This is a genomic window from Serratia sp. Res13-Sevr-LER1-36-b, from assembly GCF_015673035.1.
Classification (GTDB): Bacteria; Pseudomonadota; Gammaproteobacteria; order Enterobacterales; family Enterobacteriaceae; genus Chania; species Chania fonticola_C.
Window position 1 is genome coordinate 34,726 of sequence record NZ_JADACK010000021.1, and the last position, 20,285, is coordinate 55,010.

Annotated in this window: 18 protein-coding genes; 4 read left to right on the forward strand and 14 right to left on the reverse strand. The window is 57.6% G+C overall.

Going from position 1 to position 20,285, the window contains the following annotated elements:
* Positions 1-8 precede the first annotated feature (8 nt).
* Positions 9-353 carry a PTS fructose-like transporter subunit IIB gene (locus IMQ33_RS16990; protein WP_065685033.1) on the forward strand — a complete coding sequence of 115 codons (345 nt, stop codon included), beginning with the start codon at positions 9-11 and terminating at the stop codon, positions 351-353.
* 147 nt (positions 354-500) lie between these two features.
* Here IMQ33_RS16990 and IMQ33_RS16995 read toward each other — a convergent pair whose 3' ends face one another.
* Positions 501-1,388, reverse strand: coding sequence for an AraC family transcriptional regulator (locus IMQ33_RS16995; protein WP_196062380.1), 888 nt, complete (start codon positions 1,386-1,388; stop codon positions 501-503).
* Between the two features lie 126 nt (positions 1,389-1,514).
* A complete protein-coding gene (gene metE / locus IMQ33_RS17000) occupies positions 1,515-3,791 on the reverse strand; it encodes a 5-methyltetrahydropteroyltriglutamate--homocysteine S-methyltransferase (RefSeq protein WP_196062381.1) in 2,277 nt (758 codons plus the stop codon).
* A gap of 105 nt (positions 3,792-3,896) precedes the next feature.
* Here metE and metR point away from each other — a divergent pair, with 105 nt between their 5' ends.
* Positions 3,897-4,847, forward strand: a complete 951-nt coding sequence (gene metR / locus IMQ33_RS17005; RefSeq protein WP_196062382.1) for an HTH-type transcriptional regulator MetR — start codon at positions 3,897-3,899, stop codon at positions 4,845-4,847.
* Positions 4,848-4,974: 127 nt separating this feature from the next.
* Positions 4,975-7,572: a hypothetical protein gene (locus tag IMQ33_RS17010; protein ID WP_196062383.1), complete on the forward strand. Its 2,598-nt coding sequence runs from the start codon at positions 4,975-4,977 to the stop codon at positions 7,570-7,572.
* An 84-nt stretch (positions 7,573-7,656) separates the two neighbouring features.
* Here the strand turns inward: IMQ33_RS17010 and IMQ33_RS17015 are convergent, their stop codons facing one another.
* Positions 7,657-8,517, reverse strand: a complete 861-nt coding sequence (locus tag IMQ33_RS17015) for a carboxylate/amino acid/amine transporter (protein WP_196062384.1) — start codon at positions 8,515-8,517, stop codon at positions 7,657-7,659.
* A 158-nt stretch (positions 8,518-8,675) separates the two neighbouring features.
* Here IMQ33_RS17015 and IMQ33_RS17020 point away from each other — a divergent pair, with 158 nt between their 5' ends.
* Positions 8,676-9,020 carry a hypothetical protein gene (locus IMQ33_RS17020; protein WP_161712637.1) on the forward strand — a complete coding sequence of 115 codons (345 nt, stop codon included), beginning with the start codon at positions 8,676-8,678 and terminating at the stop codon, positions 9,018-9,020.
* On the opposite strand, the gene IMQ33_RS17025 is transcribed toward IMQ33_RS17020, so the two are convergent.
* The 11 genes from IMQ33_RS17025 to livH all read right to left on the reverse strand — a co-directional run bounded on the left by IMQ33_RS17025 (position 9,010) and on the right by livH (position 20,154).
* The gene (locus IMQ33_RS17025) at positions 9,010-9,966 is read right to left on the reverse strand and encodes an AEC family transporter (RefSeq protein WP_098929121.1); all 957 of its coding nucleotides are present in this window, start codon (positions 9,964-9,966) and stop codon (positions 9,010-9,012) included. The genes IMQ33_RS17020 and IMQ33_RS17025 overlap by 11 nt on opposite strands.
* 82 nt (positions 9,967-10,048) lie before the next feature.
* The gene (gene ugpQ / locus IMQ33_RS17030) at positions 10,049-10,786 is read right to left on the reverse strand and encodes a glycerophosphodiester phosphodiesterase (protein WP_024484626.1); all 738 of its coding nucleotides are present in this window, start codon (positions 10,784-10,786) and stop codon (positions 10,049-10,051) included.
* Complete coding sequence (locus IMQ33_RS17035) at positions 10,786-11,859, reverse strand: sn-glycerol-3-phosphate import ATP-binding protein UgpC (RefSeq protein ID WP_161712638.1); 1,074 nt, start codon at positions 11,857-11,859, stop codon at positions 10,786-10,788. Before IMQ33_RS17035 ends, ugpQ begins: the two co-directional genes overlap by 1 nt.
* A 5-nt stretch (positions 11,860-11,864) precedes the next feature.
* On the reverse strand, positions 11,865-12,710 hold the full coding sequence (gene ugpE, locus IMQ33_RS17040; RefSeq protein WP_196062385.1) for a sn-glycerol-3-phosphate ABC transporter permease UgpE: 846 nt from the start codon (positions 12,708-12,710) through the stop codon (positions 11,865-11,867).
* Positions 12,707-13,594 carry a sn-glycerol-3-phosphate ABC transporter permease UgpA gene (gene ugpA / locus IMQ33_RS17045; RefSeq protein ID WP_024529581.1) on the reverse strand — a complete coding sequence of 296 codons (888 nt, stop codon included), beginning with the start codon at positions 13,592-13,594 and terminating at the stop codon, positions 12,707-12,709. Before ugpA ends, ugpE begins: the two co-directional genes overlap by 4 nt.
* Positions 13,595-13,709: 115 nt before the next feature.
* Positions 13,710-15,029, reverse strand: a complete 1,320-nt coding sequence (ugpB, locus tag IMQ33_RS17050; protein ID WP_098929125.1) for a sn-glycerol-3-phosphate ABC transporter substrate-binding protein UgpB — start codon at positions 15,027-15,029, stop codon at positions 13,710-13,712.
* A gap of 193 nt (positions 15,030-15,222) precedes the next feature.
* On the reverse strand, positions 15,223-16,410 hold the full coding sequence (locus tag IMQ33_RS17055; protein WP_065685456.1) for a PLP-dependent aminotransferase family protein: 1,188 nt from the start codon (positions 16,408-16,410) through the stop codon (positions 15,223-15,225).
* Positions 16,411-16,477: 67 nt separating this feature from the next.
* The gene (gene livF / locus IMQ33_RS17060) at positions 16,478-17,179 is read right to left on the reverse strand and encodes a high-affinity branched-chain amino acid ABC transporter ATP-binding protein LivF (RefSeq protein ID WP_196062386.1); all 702 of its coding nucleotides are present in this window, start codon (positions 17,177-17,179) and stop codon (positions 16,478-16,480) included.
* 4 nt (positions 17,180-17,183) lie between these two features.
* Positions 17,184-17,951, reverse strand: a complete 768-nt coding sequence (gene livG / locus IMQ33_RS17065) for a high-affinity branched-chain amino acid ABC transporter ATP-binding protein LivG (protein WP_196062387.1) — start codon at positions 17,949-17,951, stop codon at positions 17,184-17,186.
* Positions 17,948-19,231, reverse strand: coding sequence for a high-affinity branched-chain amino acid ABC transporter permease LivM (locus tag IMQ33_RS17070; RefSeq protein WP_065685454.1), 1,284 nt, complete (start codon positions 19,229-19,231; stop codon positions 17,948-17,950). The genes livG and IMQ33_RS17070 overlap by 4 nt, the downstream gene beginning before the upstream one ends.
* Positions 19,228-20,154 (reverse strand): high-affinity branched-chain amino acid ABC transporter permease LivH, encoded by a 927-nt coding sequence (livH, locus tag IMQ33_RS17075; protein WP_196062388.1) that lies wholly within the window; start codon positions 20,152-20,154, stop codon positions 19,228-19,230. Before livH ends, IMQ33_RS17070 begins: the two co-directional genes overlap by 4 nt.
* Between the last annotated feature and the right edge of the window lie 131 nt (positions 20,155-20,285).

A 20,285-nucleotide genomic window follows, 5' to 3' on the forward strand; every position in this document is an offset into this window, starting at 1 on the left:
GGGCTGACATGACGATAAAACTCGTAGCGGTAACGGCCTGTATCAGCGGGGTCGCCCATACCTACATGGCTGCCGAGCGGCTGGAAAAACTGTGCACGCAGGAGAAATGGCCGGTCAAAGTAGAAACCCAGGGCGCATTGGGGATTGAAAATTCTCTGACGGCGGACGATCTGGCGCAGGCCGACGTGGTGCTGTTGATCAGCGACATTCTGCTGGCGGAAAGTGAGCGTTTTGAACATCACCGCTGCGTGCAGATCGGCATCAACACCTTTCTACGCACGCCAGAAAAGGCGCTCAGTGCGGTACGCAAGGCCGCCGCTTCACCCCAGGAAACGCATATCCGCGTGGTTTAACTGCTGTGTTAGCCCCCTCACCCTAACCCTCTCCCCAAGGAGAGGGGACCGATCGAGCCTCTCTGAAATTATAGTGACTCACCTTGGATGAGGGGGACGATTGCGTTTACTGAGATGGCCTCTTTACCTGCAAAAGAACAGGGGCTATCAGCTCCCTCTCCCTGTGGGAGAGGGTTGGGGTGAGGGGCTCAGCTCGCTGTGATACTGGCCGCGATACTCCGACGGGGAACGTTCGGTGTTCTTGCGAAACAGGCGGCAGAAATAGTTGCTGTCGACAAACCCGCAGGCGTGCGCCACTTCTTTCACCTTCATGTCATAGCGTTTAAGCAGGTGCTTCGCCTGCTCCAGCCGCACGTGATTGAGATATTCGTTAAACCCGATGCCACCAGCCTTCTGGAATAGATGAGAAAGGTAATTCGGTGAGATATAAAATGCCTGGGCCACCGACTCACGGGTGAGTGGCTCACGATAATGCTCCTCCAGGTGACCCCGCACAGCATCAAACAGCGCCTGACTACGTGAGGCGGTTCTCACCGAGGTGCCAAACAGATCGAGCGCATGGCTAAGCAAGCCCTTCACCAGGAAACGCGCAGTGGGCTGATCGCTCTGGTGCCAGGAGAGTTCGTTAAGCGCCTGCAACATAAACGACCCCACGCGCGGGCCACGGCGCGCCACGTTATCCTTACCCAGCGGCAGAGTATTTTCCCCATCCCAGCCCAACAGGCTATAGCCCAGTTGCTGCTTGCCAAACAACAGGCTGAGCGTGGTCGTCGGTTGCTGCCAGCGCGGGCTGTTCCAGCCTTGCGCCGGGACAAACAGCACATCCCCCGGCAGCAGTATCTGCTGTTGCCGCACTCCCTGGCTGCCCTCCCACTCCATTTCCTGCTCCCCATCCACCACCAGCTCAAGGCGCGGAAAGCCTACCTGATAGGCCAGCTCCGGGGCCGGATGTTGATTACCGGCAAAATAAACCTGCCGGATCCCCTGCCCATCATCGAGCAGCGGAGCCAACACGGCCACCAGCGGGTGTTTCATCGGGAATAATCCTTCAAACCAAGTGGACAACGAGACTTGATAATAACCAATAGCGGCGAGGAAAACGCGGGAGTAGAACAAGAAAAGGGCGCCGAAGCGCCCTTGAGTAAAAACATCGCGTTTGGATCAGACAACCTGGTCACGCAGGCGCTGAGCTGCCAGCACCATGTTAGCCAGCGACTGGCGGGTTTCTGGCCAGCCACGGGTTTTCAGGCCGCAGTCTGGGTTGACCCACAGGCGTTCTGCCGGGATGTTCTGCGCCGCTTTACGCAGCAGCGCTTCGATCCATTCTACGCTTGGCACGTTCGGCGAGTGGATGTCGTAAACGCCCGGCCCGATTTCGTTCGGATAGTCGAACTCTTTGAACGCTTCCAGCAGATCCATATCGGAACGAGAGGTTTCGATGGTGATCACGTCGGCATCCAGCGCCGCGATAGAATCCATGATGTCGTTGAACTCGCAATAACACATGTGGGTGTGGATCTGGGTATCGTCCTGCGCCACGGCGGCGTTCAGTTTGAAGGCATCCACCGCCCAGTCGAGGTATGCGGCCCAATCGGACTGGCGCAACGGCAGGCCTTCGCGCAGTGCAGGCTCGTCGATCTGGATGATACCGATACCGGCCTTCTCCAAGTCTTCCACTTCGTCACGCAGTGCCAGCGCAATCTGCTTGGCGATCACTTCACGGGTCACATCTTCACGTGGGAAGGACCAGCAAAGAATGGTCACCGGGCCGGTCAACATGCCTTTTACCGGCTTGTCGGTCAGCGACTGGGCAAATTTGGCCCACTCTACGGTGATGGCTTCCGGGCGGCTGATATCGCCAATAATCACCGGTGGTTTCACGCAGCGGGAACCGTAGCTCTGTACCCAACCATTTTGGGTGAACACGAAGCCGTCCAGGTTCTCGCCGAAGTATTCCACCATGTCGTTACGCTCGGCTTCGCCGTGCACCAGCACGTCCAGCCCCAGGCGTTCCTGTTCGGCGATAGCCTGCTTGATATGTTCGCCGATGCTGGTGCGGTAGTTGCTACCATCCAGACGGCCCTGCTTGAAGTCCAGGCGCAGGCCGCGGATTTCGGTGGTCTGCGGGAAGGAGCCGATGGTCGTGGTTGGCCAGGCAGGCAGATTAAAGCGATCGCGCTGAGCCTGGGCACGTTGTTCATAAGGGCGCTGACGTTCACTGTCTTTGGCAGTGATAGCCGCCAAGCGTTTTTCAACCTGTGCATTATGCACACGGCTGGATTGGCGGCGGGCGCGGATTGGTGCGCTATAAGCATCCAGTTTGGCTTGTTTGTCTGCCCCTGGTGCATTCAGAGCTGAGCTCAACAACGCCAGCTCGGCACATTTTTGCAGTGCAAAGGCGAACCAGCTTTTCACTTCTTCGTCCAGGCGGCTTTCCACGCTCAGATCGATCGGGCTGTGCAGCAGCGAGCACGAGGTGCCAATCCACAGCTGGCGGCTACCTACCAGCGGCTGAAGGCGTTCAAACCAGCTGCTCACATCGGCACGCCAGACGTTACGGCCATTGATCACCCCAAGCGACAGCACCCACTCTTTCGGCAACGCGTTGTTCAGGGCAGCGGCATCATCTTTGCCTGCGACCAGATCCACATGCAGCCCCTGCACCGGCAGTTCGCGGATGGTGTTTAGGTTATGGCCAATGCTGTCGAAATAGGTAGTCAGCAGCAGTTTGACCTGGCCTTGCAGCGCGGCGTAAGCCGGTTTAAAGGCCTCCAACCAGGCGTTAGGCAGTTCCAGCACCAGCGCAGGTTCGTCGATCTGTACCCACTCGATGCCGCGTTTGGCCAGCTCAGCCAGCACTTGCTGGTAGACCGGCAGGATATCGTTCAGCAGCGACAGGCGGTCGAACTGCTCACCCTTCACCTTGCCCAGCCACAGATAGGTTACCGGGCCCAACAGCACCGGCTTGATTTTGTGACCCAGCGCCAATGCTTCGTCAACTTCATCCAGCAGTTGAGTCCAGCCCAGTTTGAACTGCTGGCCTTGAGTAAACTCAGGCACCATGTAGTGGTAGTTGGTGTTAAACCATTTGGTCATTTCCGCCGCCGCCGCAGGTTCACCGGTGGGTGCGCGGCCACGGCCAATACGGAACAGGGTATCGAGGTCGATCGAGCCATCCTGGTTTTGATGACGCGCCGGGACGTTGCCCAGCAGCAGGCTGGTGGTCAGCACGTGATCGTACCAAGCGAAATCGCCAACCGGCACCAAATCCACCCCGGCCTGCTGTTGTTGTTGCCAGTGACGAGCGCGCAGCTCGCGGCCAACCGCCAACAGCTCTTCCTGTGTTGAATTACCTGCCCAGTAACTTTCCTGCGCTTTTTTCAGTTCACGACGCAGACCAACGCGTGGAAAACCCAGTGTGTGATTTAGAATTGTCATCGTCATATTTCCCATTTAGCCGTCCAGATGTTTACACATCCATAATCCGCAGGTACTGTATGATCCACAAGCGCAATATTTTCACTGTCACTGTGAAGGACTCTCATGATCGAACTGAAACACTTACGGACCCTACAGGCTCTGCGTAATACCGGCTCCCTGGCCGCCGCCGCCGCACAGCTTCATCAGACACAGTCAGCCCTTTCGCATCAGTTCAGCGATCTGGAGCAGCGTCTGGGCTTTAAGCTGTTTGTTCGTAAAAGCCAGCCGCTGCGCTTTACCGCTCAGGGGGAGATCCTGCTACAGCTGGCAGAACAGGTATTGCCGCAGATCCAACAGGCGTTACAAGCCTGCCACGAGCCGCATCAAACCACGCTGCGCATCGCCATCGAATGCCACAGCTGTATTCAGTGGCTGACTCCGGCGTTGGACAACTTCCGCTCCTATTTCCCGCAGGTGGTGATGGATTTCAAATCCGGCGTGACGTTCGATCCGCAACCGGCCTTGCAGCAAGGGGAACTGGATCTGGTGTTGACCTCGGATATCTTGCCGCGCAGCGGGCTGCACTATTCGCCGATGTTCGACTTTGAAGTCCGGCTGATCCTGGCCCCCGATCACCCGCTGGCCAATAAGCCGCACATTGAACCGGCAGACCTGAGTGATGAAGTGCTGATGATCTACCCGGTACAGCGCCAACGGCTGGATATCTGGCGCCATTTCCTGCAACCGGCAGGCGTCAGCCCGGCGCTGAAAAACGTCGATAACACGCTGTTATTGATTCAAATGGTGTCAGCCAGAATGGGGATCGCCGCGTTACCGCACTGGGTAGTGGAGAGTTTTGAGCGCCAGGGACTGGTGGTCACCAAGACGCTCGGGGATGGCCTGTGGAGCCGGTTATATGCCGCCACTCGTGACGGCGAGCAGCGCCAGACGGTCACCGAAGCCTTTATCCGTTCGGCACGTCAGCACGCTTGCGATCATCTGCCGTTCGTGCGTGATGCCGCCAGGCCCAGCGCCAACCTTGCGGGGGCCAAGTCCTTAACTTCCTTGAGCTGACCTTTGGAAAAGACTGCCAGTCTAATTTTACACACACTCTGTATCAGGCAAATTCGGCAAAAGCGGTTACAGTAATTTCATCGGGGACCATTCCCCCACCGAAATTATCAGCTTTTCCGAGGCGCTTATGCGAATACTGCGTGGTTGTTATCAAGGGTTCCTTCTCCTGGCGCTGTTAGCCAGCTCAACGTTATGGGCGGCCGAAGCGGTTGCTCCCTGGCCACACAGCGTGACTCTTTCCGGCACCTCCATGGAGCTGCACCAGCCGCAGCTCGACAGTTGGCAAGATAACCTGCTGAAAGGCCGCATGGTGGTCGCGGTGAAAACCGGTACCCTGACCGATGCCAACGGTAAAAAACAGGACAAAATCAGCTACGGCGTCGCCTGGTTCAGCGCCCGTACCGGTACCGACAAGGAAAAACGGCAGGTTACACTGGACAACATCACTATCGAGAAGGTGAACTTCCCGACAGATAACGCCAATAAACAGCATTATCTAGCATTATTACGACAACTTCCTGCCAAAACGCTCTTGGTCAGCCTTGACCAGTTGGAGTCCGATCTGGCCATTCAGGATCAGGTCCCGCCGCTGGGTGTGAAGGTAAACAACGCTCCACCAAAAATCCTGTTCGCTTTCCAACCCGCCACGCTGGTGTTACTTGATGGGCAACCCGCCTGGCAGGCTATCGGGCAATCGGGTGTGGAACGCGCCATCAATACCCGCTCATTGCTGTTAAAAAAAGACAGCATGCTATATATCTACTTCGCCAATCAGTGGTATACCGCACCAGACCTTGGCGGGCCGTGGGTGCAAAAAATCACGGTACCGGCAGAGCTGACCCAGGCCATGCAGGCCGCAGTGAAAAGTAAGCTGGTCACCACCGGGCCGCAGGATAAAACATTGGTCACCAAGCCTGCTCAGATCACGGTCTCCACTGAGCCAGCAGAGCTGATCCAGATCGACGGCGAACCGCAATTTATGCCGATTGATGGCACCCAGCTGTCTTACGTGGCCAATACACCTTCGGATGTGTTTGTCGATGACCAGCAAAATAACCGCTGGTATGTGCTGGTGTCTGGCCGCTGGTTCCGAGCCGATTCCACCAATGGCCCATGGCAATATGTTGCCGGTAGCGCTTTGCCCGCAGACTTTAGCAATATCCCGTCCAACAGCCCAAAAAGCGCGGTACTGGCCTCGCTCCCTGGTACGCCAGAGGCTCGCGAGGCACTGATCGCCAACTCGGTGCCGCAGACGGCCAAGGTATCACGCAACAAAGCGGCACTTCAGGTCAGTTATGATGGCGGCAGCGCCAAATTCAGGCCGATCGACGGCACGCCACTGCAATATGCCTGGAACACCGATGTGCCGGTGATCAAGGTAGACGGCAAGAGCTTCTTTGCAGTGAAAAACGGCGTATGGTTTGCTGCCACGGCTCCACAAGGCCCGTGGGGGGTGACCGCCAACGTCCCGGCGGTGATCTACACCATTCCAACCAATTCCCCTCTGCATTACGTCACCTATGTTCGCGTCTACAGCAGCACCAGCGAGGTGGTATATGTCGGCTATACGCCGGGCTATTACGGCACCGTGGCCAGCGACGGCGTGGTGGTGTATGGCACCGGTTATCCTTGCAACGCCTGGGTGGGTAACGTCTGGTACAGCTGCCCGGCTACCTACGGTTACGGCAGCAGCTTTGCCTGGGACCCGGCGATCGGCTGGAGCTTTGGCTTTGTCAGCGGCTGGATCTGGGGCAGTGCCTGGAGCCAACCTTGGTGGGGCCCTTGGTACGGTTACTATCCGCCATATCATCCTGGCTACTGGGGAGGCGGCGTGTCGGTTTATAACGTCTATAACCACTGGGGTAATACCGTGGCGCAAGGCGTGCGCAGTGACTGGAGCAACCCGTGGAACGGCCATTACGGGAGCAACGTACGCGGCAGTTTTTACAATAACGCCACCGGCGGCCACGGAGCCGGTTATGCTTGGCGCGATACCAACGGTAATAACGGCATCACCCACGGCGGTGCAGGCGGCGTACGTTTTAATCCGCAGACCGGTCGAGCAGTGGCCGCCAACGGCGCCGGGGGTTATAACCCGAATACCGGCAACGGCATCGCCGGGGGAGAACGCAACAGCGTGAACACCAAGACCGGGCGCGTGACCCACAGCCAAAGCATCAGTGGAACCACGCCACAAGGGAGTGGTAAGGCAGGCAGCTTTACCACCGCCGGGAAAAATGGCGTGACGTACGGCTCAGGCTACGTGCATTACAACAAGGAAACCGGCCAGGTGACGCAGGGTGGCGTGGTTATCGGCCCCGATCACGTCTACGCCGGGCGCGATGGCAATATCTATCAATACAACAACGGCAGTTGGCAGCAGATGAACGCCAGCGGCAAGTTTGTCAAAAGCCAGCCTCCGGCAGAGGTCAGCAGCGCCCAGCAGGCCCGCCAACGCGGCGATGAACGTCAGACCGAGCGGGCACAGACCTTACAAACGCAGCCGCGCCTGAATCAGGAACAGCACCAGCAAGTGCAGCAACGGTTGCAACAAAGAGCCCCTGCCCTGCAAGAACAGCCGCGCTTTAACCAGCAACAACAGCAACAGGTACAGCAGCGAATGCAGCAAAGAGCGCCGGAACAGCGCCTTCAAGGGGAACATCACCCGTTCGATCGCAGCAACTATGAGCCGCGCTTCCATGGGGGCATGGGTGGCAGAAGGTAAGATCGGCAGGGGCCCACAAACGGGCCCCTTTAGTTATCTAAGCGAGCGCAACATGCAGCGCCCCCTACGAGTTGGCATCTGACGTTAATGGATACCTTTCGGCGCAACCCAGCGGCGATGTACCCATAGTGAGGCGACAATCACCGAGCCGCCGATAATAAAGCTGGCCCAGTGCGGCTGCTGATGCCAAACAGCAAAATTAACCAGCAGGCCCGCGGGCACATGCATATTGTTCATGATGCCCAGCGTACCGGCGTCCACCTGTGTCGCCCCGTAATTCCACATAAAGTAGCCCAGCCCGGAAGCCACCACGCCCAGCCAGACCAAAATGCCCCATTGCAGGTTGGTGGTTGGCAGCTGGTTCGGATTACCCCACAGGAACCAGGCGACCACCGCTACTGCCGCCGCGCCCAGATAGAACCAGGAAAATGCGGTATGTTGCGGCAGCGGGTGCACTTCCATCAGGCGTTTGTAACCCACCATGCCGATGGCGAAACTGATATTCGCCGCCTGAACTAGCAGCAACCCCCACCAGAAGTGATCGCTCAGTTGGTGGTAGCGGATAATCGCCGCCCCCAGCACGGCCAGCAACGCGCTGAACAGATAGCCCCAACGCAGACGGCGGCCGCTGATCAGATCGTAAATCAGCGTGATATACAGCGGCGTAAGCACCGTAAACAGCAGGAATTCCGACACGGTCAGATAGATAAAGGCACGGAAGCTGATCAGATACATGATGCCAAGCTGGAAGGCGCCCACCAGCATATACAGCAGGATCACTTTCAGCTTGATATTGCGCCAGCGCAGGAACGGCAGAAACACCAGCGCCGCCAGCCCAACGCGCATCAGCACCGAGAACCAGCTGTCGACATTGCCTGCCAGGTATTCGCCGATCAGGCTAAAAGAAAATGCCCATAAAATGGTGGTAATAACCAGAAGCAGCACGACAAGTTCACCCTAAAAGATCCGAAAGGGCGATTGTAGCGGAAGCAGAACAACAATGTGGCGCAAAGGAGGTTTACGTCTGAGTGTAAAATAAACTAACGAGCAATTTTGCCTGACTACGTTAGGCTTAAGACTACGGAAAGAACCGGAGGTAGAACATGAAACGTCACCTTATTATCACCACCCTGCTGTGGCTGCCCTGGTTGGCTGTGGCGGAAAACGGCGTCACTACGCTCAGCCAGCAACAGCAATTTCTTAACCAGCGCAACCAGCAGGCACAACAACAGCGCATGCTGAACAATCAGCAGATGGAGCAGCGCCAGCAGCAGGGTTATCAACTCAAGGTCAACCAGCCCAAAATGCTGCCCTATAACGGCAATAACAATCCGATGCAGCCACAGATGACCACTGGCAAGATGCTGCAAAACGGCAATCAGCCGGTTAATCCCTTTAACCAGACTGCTCCGGTAATACCGCAGGCGCCGCTTCCGGCTACACCCTGACCCCCATAATGGTGAGGATTAACGGGGTGGTGATCGCCGCCAGCGCGGTGGACATCACCAGGCTGGTAGCAGCAGGGCCGGTCAGCACGTTGAACTGCCGCGACATCAGGTAGACGTTTACCCCCACGGCCATTGATCCCAGCAGTACCACCACACGGGTCTCCATCGGGGGTAAATCCATTGACCAAGCCAGCAGCCAGACCACCATCGGCTGAACGATCAGCTTGAGGAAGCAGATGCCGCTACTCAGTTGCCAACCCTCGCTGATACGGTATTCCGCCAGCCCCATGCCGAGTACCACTAGCGACAGCGGAGCCGCCACCTGGCCCAGCATGCTGACCGGCTGATCGACAAACACTGGCAGAGGCAGGCCGGTCAGGCTGAACAGCGTACCAGACAGGATGCCGATAATCAGCGGATTGGTCAGCACGCTGCGCGCCGTTTTGATAAATCCTTGCAGCGTAGGGGAGCCATTGCGCGCCCATTCGATGGAGATGGTCACCAACGTCCACAAAATCAAGCCGTTAAAGACCAGCACCAGAGCAACCGATGGGATGGCCTCCTCTCCCAGCATCACCGTGGCGATCGGTAGGCCAAGCATGACGTTATTGGAGAAAATGCCGCCTAGAGCAAATACCGAACCCGAAACGCCGTCCAGCTTGAAGAGCCGCCGTGCGGCAATGCGGCCGATCACGAAGACAATCAGGCAACTGCCGAAGAAGGCGATCAGCAGGCGGGCATCCACCGCCGGACGTTGTGAGAAATCGCACATCATGCGAAACAGCATGGCGGGCAGGGCGAGGGAAAACACGAAGCGGGTCAGGCCATCGGTGATGGTCGCTGGCCACTTTCCCCAACGGATAAGGCCATATCCCAGCACGATCAGCACAAATAACGGCAAAGACAGCACTATTTGGTGCCACAGCGAAACAATAAAGGCAGGCATCGTATCCCTTCCGATGGCGCGGCGGCAACGGGCTGACGTCGCTATGTTCTGGTTTGGTCATGTAAACTAATAAATTAACCGGTTAAAAATCCGGGCCGATCAAATCTATCCGGTCGGTGCAAATACAGTCAACGCCCCAATTCAACAATAAACGCGCCCGCTCCGGCTTATTGACGGTATACACCAGAATACGCAGCCCGGCATCTTTTAGCGCCGCGACACGTTCAGCGGTCAGTTCTTTATGATTAATATGCAGCGAGACACAGCCCAGGCGCTCGGTCAGCTCACGCCAATTGTCATCCCATTTGTCCAGCAATAGGCCGCGCGGCAGTTCTGGGGCAGTCTGCTGTGCCGCCGCCAGGGCTTCCACCGAGAACGAAGAAAGCAGCGGATCGGTTTGCCCTTGCCACAACATGCTGGCGGCAAAGGCCACCACCCGGCCGGTTTCCTCGTCGCTGCCGGTGGTTGGCTTGATTTCAATATTGGCCATCATGCCGTGCTGCTTACAGCGCTCCGCCACGTCCGACAGCAGCGGCAAACGCTCCCCTTTAAAGGCCGAGCTGTACCAGTCGCCGGCATCCAGTTCTACCAGCTTTTCCCATGGCAGTTCGCCCGCCACGCCCCAGCCGTTGCTAGTGCGTTCGAGCGTGTCATCATGCAGCAGGAAAATCTGCCCGTCCTGCGCCAGTTTGGCGTCAAACTCGATCATCTTGTGGCCATGACGCGCGCCGACATCAATCGCGGCCAGGGTATTTTCCGGTGCCAGAGAACCGCCGCCGCGATGGGCGACAATATGGGGATAAGGCCAGGCTGTAGTCATCAATCCATCCGTGTTCCGCTATGGGTAGCAAAAAAGTGCAGCGCCGACGCAGGCAGCTGTAAATACAGGATGCTGCCCGCAGGCGGCAGGGTTTCATGGCTCAGGCGGACGATCACGCCTGAACTCCCCCATTGCCCGTGTGCCAGGTTATCGGCGCCGAGCAACTCCAGCGTTTGCAGCTCTAACGGAATACCGCCCTGCTCGCGCGTACTCAGTTGAATATGCTCCGGTCGGATACCCAACGTCAACTCCTGTCCGCCCCACTGTGGCCGAGGTTCTGGCAGATCCAGTGCCATACCACCGGCCAGTTGCAGTTGTTTGCCGTCCGCACTCAGCGTGCCAGGCAACAAGTTCATCGCCGGGGAGCCGATAAAGCTGGCGACAAACAGCGTCGCCGGGCGTTGATAAACCTCACTTGGCGTACCAATCTGCTCCGCTACGCCTTTATTCATCACGATCACCCGCTGTGCCAGCGTCATCGCTTCAACCTGATCGTGGGTGACGTACAGGCTGGTGGTTTTCAGGCGGCGATGCAGCTGCTGCAATTCCAGGCGCATCTGGACACGCAATTTAGCGTCCAGATTGGAGAGCGGCTCATCAAACAGAAACACCGCCGGTTCGCGCACAATCGCACGCCCCATAGCCACCCGCTGGCGCTGGCCGCCGGAAAGCTCACGCGGTTTGCGTTGCAGCAGCGGTTCCAACTCCAGAATACGCGCCGCCTCTTCTACCCGCTGACGGATGTGCTGTTTGCCAAAACCACGGATTTTCAGGCCATAGGCCATATTGTCGTACACGCTCATATGCGGATACAGCGCGTAGTTCTGGAACACCATGGCGATGCCGCGATCTTTCGGTTCCAGATCGGTCACGCGCTGACTATCAATATAGATATCACCGCTGGTGGTGCGCTCCAGTCCGGCCACCATCCGCAGCAGCGTCGATTTGCCACAGCCGGAGGGGCCAACCATCACAATAAATTCACCGTCAGCCACGTCGAGATCGATCTGCTTGATCACCGGCGTTTTGCCGTCGTAAGACTTGGTGACCGCCTGTAGTTTTAAACCTGCCATATTCGTTACTTCTCGCTATCAACCAGACCGCGCACAAACCAGCGCTGCATCAGAAGAACCACCGCCAACGGCGGGATCAAAGTCAACATCATTGCCGCCATCACCTGATTCCACTGGGTCGGCGCGCCGGAGGTGGAAATCATGCTGCGGATCCCTGCCACCGCCGTACTCATCGAGGCGTCACTGGTGACCAGGATCGGCCACAGGTACTGGTTCCAGCCGTAGATGAAGGTGATGACAAACAGCGCCGCCAGATTGGTTTTCGACAGCGGCAGCACGATGTCCCAAAAGAAGCGCATCGGCCCGGCACCGTCGATACGGGCGGCCTCCAGCAGCTCATCCGGCAGGGTCATAAAGAACTGACGCAGCAGGAAGGTGGCCGTGGCCGATGCCATCAGTGGCAGCGTGAGGCCAGTGTAGCTGTCCAGCAGGTTGAGGTTGGAGATCACTTCCACCGTCGGGAAGATACGCACCTCGACCGGCAGCATCAGCGTCATGAAGATCAGCCAAAAGAACAGGCTGCGCAGCGGAAAACGGAAATAGACGATGGCATAGGCGGACAGCACCGAAACCACGATCTTGCCGCAGGTGATCGCCAACGCCATGATCACGCTGTTGAGCAGCAGCATCGAGAACGGCACCTTGAGGGTGCCCACACCGCCCTGCCAGATATGGCGGATGTTGTCCCAAAGGCGGCCGCCAGGGATCAGCGTCATAGGTACCTGGAACACCTGCTGATCGTCCAGCGTGGCGGCCACAAAGGCCACATACAGCGGAAACAGCACCACCAGCACGCCAACAATCAGCATCGTATGGCTGAAGATATCCAGCCCGCGTCGGTTCTCAATCATTGGTAACGCACCTTACGTTCGACAAAGCGGAACTGGATCACCGTCAGGCCAATCACCAACAGCATCAGCACCACCGACTGCGCCGCCGAGCTGGACAGATCCAGACCGGCAAAGCCTTCACGATAGATTTTGTACACCAGCGTAGTGGTCGACTGCACCGGCCCACCGCCGGTAGCGGCGTCGATCACCGGGAAGGTGTCGAAGAAGGCATACACCAGGTTGACCACCAGCAGGAAGAAGCTCACCGGCGTGATCAGCGGCAGCACCAGGTTGAAGAAACGCCGTACCGGGCCTGCCCCGTCGATCGCAGCCGCTTCCACCAGGGAACGCGGGATAGATTGCAATGCCGCCAGGAAAAACAGAAAGTTATAGCTGATCTGCTGCCACACCGATGCCAACACCACCAGGAACATTGCCTGGCCGCTGTTTTGCGCATGGTTCCAGTCGTAACCAAAACCGGCAAGCACATGGGTGATCAGACCCATGCCGGGGCTGAACAGGAAGATCCACAGCACCGCCGCTACCGCAGGGGCAACCGCATAAGGCAGGATCATCAACGTCTGATAGAAGCGGCTGCCGCGCAGCACGTAGTCCACCAGCGCGGCAAAGAACAGCGATACCAGCAGGCCAACACCGGCCACCAGGAAGCTGAACAACAGCGTGGTGTAGAAAGACTCCAGGTAATACGGGTCCTGGAACAGCTGTGTAAAGTTGTCCAACCCGACAAACTGGCTGGAAAGGCCGAACGGATCGACGCTTTGTACCGAGTACCACAGCGCTTGGCCGGCAGGCCACAGGAAGAAAACGACGGTGATCAGCAACTGTGGCAGCACCAACACATAGGGCAGCCAGCTACAGCCGAAGCCGGGACGGGATGATGACATAGGGTTAACCGTTAAATGGGGATGAGGGACGGCATAAGCCCCTCATCCCAACCCTCGCCCAAAGGGAGAGGGAGTGGATCGATGTCGTTTGGCCGAATATGGCCCAATCTGACGCTTACTTGGTGGAAGCCTCGAAGCGGCGCAGCAACACGTCACCGCGCTGTACCGCGGCATCCAGCGCCTGCTGCGGGGTTTTCTTGTCGGTCCACACGCTTTCCAGTTCTTCATCCACCACGGTACGGATCTGCGGCATATTGCCCAGACGCAGCCCTTTGGTGAACGCCAGTGGTGGCTTGTTCAGCATCTGACGGGTGGCCACATCGGCCCCTGGGTTTTTGTCGTAGAAGCCCTGCTGCTTGGTCATTTCATAGGCGGCAGTGGTGATCGGCAGGTAGCCGGTCTTTTGATGCCATTCGGCGGCAATCTCAGGCTGGGCCAGATATTGCAGGAATTCCGCCACACCTTTGTAAGTCGCCGCGTCTTTGCCGTTCATCACCCACAAGCTGGCCCCGCCGATAATGGCGTTCTGCGGTGCATTTTTTGCGTCAGCATCAAAAGGCATCATGCCCACACCGAAGTCAAACTTGGCGTATTTGCGGATGCTGGCCAGCGAGCCGGAAGAGGCGGTAGCCATGGCGCAGTCGCCGTTGTAGAACTTCTCGGTAGGTTCGTCCTTGCGGCCAAAGTAGGTGAAGTCACCCTTCTTGTTCATGTCTTGCAGGAACTGAATATGTTTCACCTGCAGCGGCTGGTTGAACTCCAGCTTGGCATTGGTGCCACCAAAGCCGTTGTTTTCACTGGCGAACGGCACGCCATGCCAGGCGCTGAAGTTCTCCAGTTGGATCCAACCCAGCCAACCGCTGGTGTAGCCGCACTTCATGCCAGCCGCGCGTAGTTTGGCCGCATCAGCCGCCAGCTCCTGCCAGGTTTTCGGTGGCTGATCCGGGTTCAAGCCCGCTTTCTTGAAGGCGTCTTTGTTGTAATACAGCACCGGGGTGGAGCTGTTGAAAGGCTGGGACAGCAAATGGCCGCTCTTGTTATCGGTGTAGTAACCGGCCACAGTCGGCACAAACACCGATTCGTCGAACTTGACGCCCGACTCCTGGAACACCTGATACACCGGTTTGATCGCCTTGCTCGCCATCATGGTGGCGGTGCCCACTTCATAGACCTGCAGGATCGCCGGAGCCTTGCCGGAACGGTAAGCAGCAATGCCCGCCGCCAGGCTTTGTTCGTAGTTGCCTTTATAAACCGGGACGATCTTCACATCGCTGTGAGTTTGGTTGAAACGGTCCGCCAGAGAGTCGACTTCGGTACCCAGTTCCCCTTCCATCGAATGCCAGAATGGGATCTCGGTAGCAGCTATTGCATGGCCGCTGACCGCCAGGGCCAAGGTAACGCACAACGTGGTTTTTTTAATCGCGTGAGCAAACATGCCTAACTCCTGAAAAAGCGGGTGTGATCAAAACGCGTGAGCGAAAAGAAACAGTTTTTGTTCGGATGCTAAACATGCCATGCGCGGATGACAGAAAAATAACTCTGGCGTGACAGCTAGATGACAGCGAGGTGAAGTGCAGATGGCGGTTTGATGTCGGCGGTAGGGAATTCACCCCACCGCCGCAGAGAGATTACAGTGAGCGACGCAGGCGGGCGACGGCCTCTTGCATCTGTTGTTCGGTTGCCGTGGCAAACGACAGACGGAAGGTAGAGCGATCCGGTTTTTCAGAGAAGAAGTATTCTCCCGGCACAAATACCACGCCCTGCTTCAGGGTGGTTTTCAGCCACTCGGTGGCATCGAATTGCTGACGGAAACGCGCCCACAGGAACATGCCACCTTTCGGCATATCAAAGCTGATCACATCACCCAGCTCTTTTTCCACCAGCCCGGCCAGGATCTCGCCTTTGTGCTTGTAGGCTGCGCGGATCTTTTCGATCTGCGCCGGTAAACGATCCAGCCCCAGGTAACATTCGACGATGCTCTGCGACAGCGCGCTGGCATGCAGATCCGCCGCCTGCTTGATGATCGCCACTTTATGCAGCAGGAATGGCGGCAGGATGGCCCAACCCAAGCGCAGGCCCGGAGCCAGGATTTTGGAGAAGGTGGAGGTATAGATAATGTTTTCGGTATGGCCCAGTACCTGCTGCGAAACCTGATACAGCGTAGCATTACGCTCTTCGGTGAAGCGCAGCTCGCCGTACGGGTCATCCTCGATAATCAGGAAGTTATGCTCCACCGCCAGTTTCACCAGCTGCTCACGGCGTGCGGCGCTCAGGGTCAGGCCGCTCGGGTTGCCGAAGTTCGGCACCACGTATACCCCTTTGATCTTCTGGGTTTTCAGCAGTTCAGCCAGTTCATCAACCACCATGCCGTCGCTGTCGGAAGAGACGGACATGACGTTGGCTTCCGCCAGTTCCAGCGTTTGCAGCGCCGCCAGATAGGTCGGGCGCTCTACTACAAACACATCACCAGGGTTAATCACCGCACGCATCACCAGATCTAACGCCTGCTGGGAGCCTGCGGTCACCACGATATCTTCCGGCTTGGCATTAACGCCACGCTGTGCGCATAGGGTACAGATGCCTTCACGCAGCAGTTCGCTGCCTTCGGTCAGCCCATATTGGAACGCGCTTTTTGGCTGCTCGGTAATGGCCTGCTGGGTAGCAATGCTCAATCCTTCGAAGTCAAACAGCGCATCAGAGGGAATGCCACCCGCCAGCGAAATGACGTTTTCCATTTTGCTGTGCTTGAGCAATTCGCGGATTGCCGAGCTTTTGACCTTTACGATGCGCTGTGCGAGTAGTCCTTCTGTCTTCATTGCTTGTTCTCGTAATCGTTAAGAATAGGGGCGCCACTCAGTGCGCCCTATGGCAATTACCCATGGTTTAACCCCCCAGGTATGCTGACCGCACTGCTTCGTTTGCTAATAATGCGGCCCCCGTATCTTCCAACACCACGCGGCCGTTTTCCAGCACATAACCACGATCTGCCAGTTTTAGCGCCTGGTTGGCGTTTTGTTCCACCAGGAAGATGGTCATCCCCTCTTCGCGCAGCTGCTGGATGATATCGAAAATCTGCTGGATGATGATGGGGGCCAGCCCAAGTGAAGGCTCGTCCAACAGCAACAACTTCGGCTGGCTCATCAGCGCACGGCCAATCGCCAGCATCTGCTGCTCGCCACCTGACATGGTGCCAGAGCGCTGGCTACGGCGCTCCAGCAGGCGTGGAAACAGGGTAAATACCCGCTCGATGCGTTGGTGATACTGCTCGCGATCGGCAAAGAAACCGCCCATCGCCAGGTTCTCTTCCACCGTCATGCGTGAGAACACCCGCCGCCCTTCCGGTACGATCGCCACGGCCTCACGCATGATGCGCGCTGTCTGCCACTGGGTGATGTCCTGTTCCATCAAGGTGATGGACCCTTCGCTGGCCCTTGGGTCGCCGCATAGCGTGCCTAGCAGGGTGGTTTTACCGGCACCGTTGGCGCCGATCAGGGTAACGATCTCCCCCTGTTGAATGTTCAGGCTGACCTGGTGCAGCGCCTGAATTTTGCCGTAATGGGCGGAAACCTGATTAAATGACAACATATGCTTATTCGCCCAGATAGGCCCGGATCACGTCCGGGTTATTGCGGATTTCTGCCGGTGTGCCTTGTGCCAACGGCGTTCCCTGATTCACCACGTAGATGCGATCGGAAATCCCCATCACCAGTTTCATATCGTGCTCAATCAACAGCACCGACACCTGGTGCTGGTCACGCAGCTCGACGATCAGGTGATCCAGCTCATCGGTTTCTTTCGGGTTCAGGCCCGCCGCCGGTTCATCCAGCATCAATAGTTCCGGGCGCGTTACCATGCAGCGGGCGATCTCCAGCCGACGCTGCTGGCCATAGGCCAGGTTACCCGCAGAGCGGTTAGCCATGTCCAACAAGCCCACACGCTCCAGCCACACCGCCGCACGCTCCAGCGCATCGGCCTCTGCACGGCGGAACGCCGGGGTTTTCAGCAAACCGGCAAACACCCCGCTTTTCAAATGCTGATGTTGGGCCACCAGCAGGTTTTCAATCACCGTCATTTCACGGAACAGCCGCACGTGCTGGAAGGTGCGTACCACGCCCATGCGGGCAATGGTCTGGCCGGAAAGCCCTTCCAGATGGCGATCGCGCAGTTTGATGGTGCCACTGGTCGGGCGATAGAATCCGGTCAGGCAGTTGAACACCGTAGTCTTGCCCGCGCCATTCGGGCCAATCAACGAAACAATCTCACCTTGATGCAGTTCCAGCGCGACGTTGTTAACCGCCAGCAAACCACCAAAACGCATCGAAAGCCCGACTACCGCCAGTAAAGGTTGAGTACTCATGCCTGCTCCCCCTTCACGGCTTTGATATCAGCCACTTTCAGCTTCAACTGCGGGCGTTTCATCGGCAGCAGCCCCTGTGGCCGCCAAATCATCATCAACACCATCAGCGCCCCCAGCAGCAACATGCTGTATTCATTCAGATCGCGCATCATCTCACGGGACACTACCAGCAGGATCGCCGCCAGGATCACCGCAAACTGTGAGCCCATGCCGCCCAACACCACGATCGCCAGCACAAAGGCCGACTCCACAAAGGTGAAGGATTCCGGGCTGACAAACCCCTGACGTGCGGCAAACAGCGTACCGGCGAAACCGGCAAAGGCGGCACTGATGGTGAAGGCGGTCAGTTTGATTTTGGTCGGGCTCAAGCCCAGTGAACGGCAAGCAATTTCATCTTCGCGCAATGCTTCCCAGGCACGGCCCAGCGGCATGCGCAGCAGGCGATTAATCACAAACAGCGTCAATATCACCAGCAGCAGCGCTACCAGGTAGAGGAACACGATGCGGTCGCTGGGATCGTATTTCAGGCCAAAGAAGTTATGGAAGGTATCCCAGCCACCGTCGCGGGCGCTGCGGTTAAACTCCAGACCAAAAAAGGTGGGTTTCGGGATCTGGCTGATGCCGTTCGGCCCACCGGTAATTTCGGTGTTGTTCAGCAGCAGGATGCGGACGATTTCACCAAAGCCGAGCGTGACGATCGCCAGATAGTCTCCCCGCAGGCGTAGCACCGGGAAACCGAGCAGGAAACCGAAAATGGCGGTGACGATCCCCGCCAGCGGCAGGCTTTCCCAGAATCCCAGGCCGTAATAATGGTTCAGCAATGCGTAGGTATAGGCACCGATGGCGTAAAAGCCACCGTAACCCAGCACCAACAGGCCGGAAAGGCCAACCACCACGTTCAGGCCCAGCCCCAGCATGACGTAGATCAGCGTCAGGGTGGCAATATCCACCGTGCCGCGCGATACCAGGAACGGCCAGACTACGGCGGCAATGATGATCGCCGCTGCCAGCACCTTCTGGCGCGTTGTGGAGCCGTCAAAGCTGGGTAATACGAACGCCGGACCGGAGATTTTTTTCATCCCATGCTGCATCAGCGGACGCAGCAGTTGGAAGAAAAATACCACCACACAACCGATACCAATCCACATCCAGCGCACTTCGGCAGCGCCGTGCACCACCAGCTTGGTGCCGTCGAGGCTCAGTTGCATCCCCATCAGGAAGGAGGCCATGACAAACAGCACGACCGTGGCAATACAGGCGTTAAGCAGACCGAGTTTCATACTTTCTCAACCTCCGGACGCCCAAGGATACCGGTTGGCATCACCAGCAACACCACAATCAGCAAGGCGAAGGACACCGCGTCTTTGTATTCGGTGCTCAGATAGGCCGAGGTGAGCGCTTCAGCCACGCCCAGCACCAGCCCGCCGATCATCGCCCCAGGAATGCTGCCAATCCCGCCCAGTACCGCAGCGGTGAAGGCTTTCATCCCGGCCATAAAGCCGATGTAAGGGTTGATCACGCCGTAGAATTGGCCGAGCAACACGCCCGCCACCGCCGCCATCACCGCGCCGATCACGAAGGTGAGCGAAATCACCCGGTCGGTATTGATGCCCAGCAGGCTGGCCATCTTCAAATCTTCCGCACAGGCACGGCAGGCGCGGCCCATACGCGAATAACGGATAAACATCGTCAATGCCAGCATCGCCAGGAAGGTGACCCCCCAGATGATGAGCTGCATGGTGCTGATGGTCGCGGCAAAGCCGTTGCTCTCACCCAGCACCCACTGGCCGGTGACCAGGCTTGGCAGCGCCACATCACGTGAACCCTGCGTCAGGCTGACGTAGTTTTGCAGGAATATCGACATCCCGATGGCGGAAATCAGCGCAATCAGGCGCTTGGAGTTGCGCACCGGTTTGTAGGCCACCCGCTCGATGCTCCAGCCATAGGCGCTGGCAATCACGATCGACACCAGGAACGCTGCGCCGATCAGCAGCCAACCCACGTCGATGCCGATCATCATCAGGGCGGCGATCACGATAAAGGAGACATAGCTGCCGATCATATATACCTCGCCGTGGGCGAAGTTGATCATGCCGATAATGCCGTAGACCATGGTGTAACCGATGGCGATCAATGCATAGGTGCTGCCCAGCGTCACGCCGTTGAACATCTGCTGCAGAAAATAGAGAAACTGCTCTGACATACTCTGACCTTCTAAGGTGTTGTACTGGCCGACAAAGAGCGGCCCAACGGCCTGCTGGCGTTGCAGGCTCCGGGAATTCCCGGTTTGTAGATTTTGCTGTCGAGGTGGCCTCCGCGCCCAAAAAGCGCAGA

Excerpts from the sequence above, each read along its gene's own strand:
- IMQ33_RS16990 (WP_065685033.1), top strand. The coding sequence starts at position 9 with ATGACGATAAAACTCGTAGCGGTAACGGCCTGTATCAGCGGGGTCGCC.
- IMQ33_RS16995 (WP_196062380.1), bottom strand. The coding sequence starts at position 1,388 with ATGAAACACCCGCTGGTGGCCGTGTTGGCTCCGCTGCTCGATGATGGG.
- metE (WP_196062381.1), bottom strand. The coding sequence starts at position 3,791 with ATGACAATTCTAAATCACACACTGGGTTTTCCACGCGTTGGTCTGCGT.
- metR (WP_196062382.1), top strand. The coding sequence starts at position 3,897 with ATGATCGAACTGAAACACTTACGGACCCTACAGGCTCTGCGTAATACC.
- IMQ33_RS17010 (WP_196062383.1), top strand. The coding sequence starts at position 4,975 with ATGCGAATACTGCGTGGTTGTTATCAAGGGTTCCTTCTCCTGGCGCTG.
- IMQ33_RS17020 (WP_161712637.1), top strand. The coding sequence starts at position 8,676 with ATGAAACGTCACCTTATTATCACCACCCTGCTGTGGCTGCCCTGGTTG.
- IMQ33_RS17025 (WP_098929121.1), bottom strand. The coding sequence starts at position 9,966 with ATGCCTGCCTTTATTGTTTCGCTGTGGCACCAAATAGTGCTGTCTTTG.
- ugpQ (WP_024484626.1), bottom strand. The coding sequence starts at position 10,786 with ATGACTACAGCCTGGCCTTATCCCCATATTGTCGCCCATCGCGGCGGC.
- IMQ33_RS17035 (WP_161712638.1), bottom strand. The coding sequence starts at position 11,859 with ATGGCAGGTTTAAAACTACAGGCGGTCACCAAGTCTTACGACGGCAAA.
- ugpE (WP_196062385.1), bottom strand. The coding sequence starts at position 12,710 with ATGATTGAGAACCGACGCGGGCTGGATATCTTCAGCCATACGATGCTG.
- ugpA (WP_024529581.1), bottom strand. The coding sequence starts at position 13,594 with ATGTCATCATCCCGTCCCGGCTTCGGCTGTAGCTGGCTGCCCTATGTG.
- ugpB (WP_098929125.1), bottom strand. The coding sequence starts at position 15,029 with ATGTTTGCTCACGCGATTAAAAAAACCACGTTGTGCGTTACCTTGGCC.
- IMQ33_RS17055 (WP_065685456.1), bottom strand. The coding sequence starts at position 16,410 with ATGAAGACAGAAGGACTACTCGCACAGCGCATCGTAAAGGTCAAAAGC.
- livF (WP_196062386.1), bottom strand. The coding sequence starts at position 17,179 with ATGTTGTCATTTAATCAGGTTTCCGCCCATTACGGCAAAATTCAGGCG.
- livG (WP_196062387.1), bottom strand. The coding sequence starts at position 17,951 with ATGAGTACTCAACCTTTACTGGCGGTAGTCGGGCTTTCGATGCGTTTT.
- IMQ33_RS17070 (WP_065685454.1), bottom strand. The coding sequence starts at position 19,231 with ATGAAACTCGGTCTGCTTAACGCCTGTATTGCCACGGTCGTGCTGTTT.
- livH (WP_196062388.1), bottom strand. The coding sequence starts at position 20,154 with ATGTCAGAGCAGTTTCTCTATTTTCTGCAGCAGATGTTCAACGGCGTG.